This is a genomic window from Psychrobacter nivimaris, from assembly GCF_904846365.1.
Lineage (GTDB): Bacteria > Pseudomonadota > Gammaproteobacteria > Pseudomonadales > Moraxellaceae > Psychrobacter > Psychrobacter nivimaris_B.
In genome coordinates this window covers 1-3,575 of record NZ_CAJHAL010000066.1, presented here as the reverse complement: position 1 = coordinate 3,575, position 3,575 = coordinate 1, and the positions used below count along the sequence as shown (strand labels likewise).

General features: G+C 39.4%; 4 protein-coding genes and 2 pseudogenes. 3 read left to right on the top strand and 3 right to left on the bottom strand.

Annotated features, from left to right (window positions below):
• Positions 1 to 861: 861 nt before the first annotated feature.
• Together JMX63_RS14310 and JMX63_RS14305 are read left to right on the top strand one after the other, a co-directional pair.
• Positions 862 to 1,449 (top strand): hypothetical protein, encoded by a 588-nt coding sequence (locus JMX63_RS14310; protein WP_227673355.1) that lies wholly within the window; start codon positions 862 to 864, stop codon positions 1,447 to 1,449.
• Between the two features lie 84 nt (positions 1,450 to 1,533).
• Complete coding sequence (locus JMX63_RS14305; RefSeq protein ID WP_102090887.1) at positions 1,534 to 1,908, top strand: hypothetical protein; 375 nt, start codon at positions 1,534 to 1,536, stop codon at positions 1,906 to 1,908.
• Positions 1,909 to 2,050: 142 nt separating this feature from the next.
• Here the strand turns inward: JMX63_RS14305 and JMX63_RS14300 are convergent, their stop codons facing one another.
• From JMX63_RS14300 to JMX63_RS14290, 3 genes and pseudogenes are all read right to left on the bottom strand, one after another.
• A complete protein-coding gene (locus JMX63_RS14300) occupies positions 2,051 to 2,362 on the bottom strand; it encodes an NGG1p interacting factor NIF3 (protein WP_102090888.1) in 312 nt (103 codons plus the stop codon).
• A gap of 37 nt (positions 2,363 to 2,399) precedes the next feature.
• A complete protein-coding gene (locus tag JMX63_RS14295) occupies positions 2,400 to 3,032 on the bottom strand; it encodes a DNA-3-methyladenine glycosylase (protein WP_201573178.1) in 633 nt (210 codons plus the stop codon).
• Positions 3,033 to 3,299: 267 nt separating this feature from the next.
• Positions 3,300 to 3,374: pseudogene (locus tag JMX63_RS14290) on the bottom strand (IS1 family transposase); the annotation flags it as partial.
• Between the two features lie 76 nt (positions 3,375 to 3,450).
• Between JMX63_RS14290 and JMX63_RS14540 the strand changes: the two are divergent.
• Positions 3,451 to 3,575 (top strand): annotated as a pseudogene (locus JMX63_RS14540) (cation transporter); the annotation flags it as partial.

Genomic DNA, 3,575 nt, shown 5'->3' with positions numbered 1-3,575 from the left:
TAAAAAGTGGTCGATGCCAATCCGTAACTGGACGTCTGCTCTGAATCGTTTTATGATTATGTTTGATGACCGTATCAGTAAGCATTTAATCTAAATGGCAGTTACACAGAATCTGGGATGGTCTCTTTTTTTATGGCAGATTTATACTGTACAGATAAGCTATTGGAGAAACAAATTACCATTCTCCAGACACGATAAAACCGCATAGCAATCAATTGTTATGCGGTTTTATTGTTAACTATCCATGTTACCTATCACGACTGCTTTTCATGCATCCTTGCACAAATATTCAGTATATTGTGATACTGGGCATCCTGCCCTTTTTACTACACTACAGCTTCAGTATTACTTGCTGCTATCAGCAAAGGGACTGTGTCCTTACTTCAATCGCTATTGTCATCCTGACGCTAGTTATCGAATCATTATCCTTAATGCGGTCAACTCAATCCTTGAGTCACATTCCCTAATGCCGTGTGACTATAATGCCTAACTCTCACTCGTATGTTAAGTCGCGTAAACGTCATTGCGTGTAAGCATATGCTTACAACAATATATTTTACTTACCACAATTATTACAACTTATTAACGCAAATGACACCTAGCGCAAAGTTTTGTACTCTATTATAGATAATGTAAGGAAATATTTCGAAAAATAAATCACTAGAGATACTTATTGATTACGATCTAATTTAATTTGCCAGAATACCTTTAAAATCTTATAGTTATAGAAGATATAGATATTTCCAACATATATCGCCTACTTAATACCATCATAGGATATTGCCTCATGAAAACGATAAAACCCTTCTCTATTAAGGCCACTGTATCTACTGGTCTGTCGTTGCATTATTGGGTACGACAGTGGGTTGTGCGGTTGTAGGTCCAGGATATGACAATCAGCCTGTCTATCGTGGTGATAATAATAGCCAAAACAATAATTTTAATCGCGTAAGTCAGCAGCTTCGACAAGACTTGCGCCGCAAAGGCTATCAAGTTATAGATATCAGAGCTGATAGTTACCGTGGTGATCGAGCTCTTACGGCTTATGCTAAAAAGAACAACCAAGCCTACGAGCTAAAATATACTTACCCTACCCTAAGACTCATCAGCTCAAGCAAAAAAGCATGGCCAGATAACTGGGACAATAATAAGTCGCAAAAGAATAATGACCGCTATAAAGAAAACAAGCATAAAGATAATTATCAAAATGGTCAGCGCTATAAAAAAGGCGATGTCGAAGACACTATTAAAAGAGAATCACGTTACCCAGCTATCAAACGCCGTGCTATCAACAAAGTAAGAGCGATGGGCTACCGTGTCGAAGATATCGAGCTTGAAGAAAAAAACAGGCGCGGCGTCTTTGAGATTGAGGCCAAACGCGGTTCACAGAAGTACGAGATACTATTGAGTTATCCAAATTTAGATGTGATCAAAGTCAGAAAAGATTGATTACTTTTAGCATTTTTAGCTAATTACCTCGGTACGTTTAGCTTTTACCCATATTGAGCAACGATATATTACTAGGAAATCATTATGAAAACTCTATCATTTTCAACATTAAAAACGGTAGCGACTGGCAGCATAGTCGCAGCTTTATTGGCAGTGACCACAGGCTGTGTGACTGCGCCGAATGGCTACAATGGCTATGACGACCTTTACGAGCATACTCATAAGGACAATAAAGGCCATAAAAAACATAAAGACAAAAAGAACGACAAAGACAGCTATGTCTCCGTTGTCGAGCAACGAGCTGCTAGTAAAGTCCGTAGCATGGGATATCGCGTCAAAGACGTCAAATATAAAAATGGTGATCGTAAGATTAAGATAAAGGCTGAGCGCGGACGCGACGATTATAAAATCGAGCTAGGCTACCCAAGCTACAACGTGATTAAGCTTAAGAAAGATTAATCAGTTTTTAAATACTAATATTCACTATTAATACTCAGTTGGAACATCAAAAACTTTATAACCAAATAAGTCATTAAGTGGCTTATTTGTTTTTTTTATGAGAAGTCTTACACTCCATAAGCTGATATTTTTCTATATAAGACTAAAAACCCAAGACTTTTATCACATCATAGGCTGGTGTTTCATACGGGTGCGCCTCTTTTAACGCGGCAATGGTAGCATCGATAAATGCTTCATCTACCACCATTTCCACTCGCCATTCATCGACCATTTCTAAACTATCCTGTGTACCAATGTGCGGCGTACTACCTGATAATGGCATAAACTGACCGACTCCTTGTACCTGCCAACAGCATTGCTCATAGTTTCCAATCTTCCCAGCGCCAACAGTAAACAGAGCAGATTTCACTTGGTCTAACGCTGCATCAGGAATAAAAACGGTCAACTTATACATAGGTTTACCTCATAGAATGGTTTTGAATCTCAATCTGCTAGTTCTTAGATAAAGAAGGATGATCGGTCCATATATAACGTAGCAGCCAGTCTTTGGCATCACCTGCATAATCAATACCAATACGTGGGCGTAGTGATACAGGTGGCTGGCAGTCATCATCTTCTATCCAAACGTCTGATGTCGGCGAAATAGGCTTGCCATATAAATCGCGATCAATTTGCAAGCGTTTGGTCAATTTACCAGGGCCTGCGAACTGCTTAGGATGTGTAAATTGCTTATCCGGACTGAGTTGTTGCTCTTCGATCAGACGGTCACTATCATCAGTCAAAAACCCAGCGCGAATCAATACCGATTCAGGTGACTCTACAGAGCCGCTAATCAAATTTAGCATATGATGCACGCCATAGGTCAGATAGACATAGAACACGCCACCTTGCTCATACATAATCTCTGTGCGCGCCGTTCGAGTACCTGCATGTGAATGGCAGGCGGGGTCATCTTGACCAATAAAGGCTTCTGTCTCAGAAATACGCATTCGCAAAACTTTTTCTGATCCGTCGCTGTCGATCAGCTTTCTACAAACCACCTTACCCACCAAATCAGCGGCCACCACACAGGTTGGACGCGTAAACCAAGCTGGCTCTAAAACAGTTGATGAAGCAGTAGACATTAGCGAAACCTTTTCTTATTTTTATGGTCTAATTGATATGAGTAAGTACTAACAAATTAGCATAAAAGTAAGACAAGGTATCGAGGACAGTGTTGGCGCTATGTTTGATTTTTTATACGAGTTAAATGATAAGCCTATGGCTGAAGAGTGATACTGTTGATAAATGGATAGGAATTATAGTCTGTTATAAGTGGTTCTATTATAGCGGTCTGTTTTAGGTGGTCTGTTCATAAATTTGAAGGGTGAGATAACTGGTTCTGTTGGGGTATAGCTTTTGAAACCATTTTTCTTTATATTGTCACTTAGACAGGCTGGGCATTTGATGTATAGTGTCATTTGCATTTCACTATTTATCAATTTCTCAGCCTGTTTTTTTTCAGCCTACTTTTTGAACCACCACCCGGATATAAATGTAGCTATGAATAAAACAACTTTTAAAATATCGAAGATGGACTGCCCTTCGGAGGAAAACCTAATCCGAATGAAATTAGAGGGCCACTCGAATATTGAACATCTTGAGTTCGACATTCCTAACCGTCAATT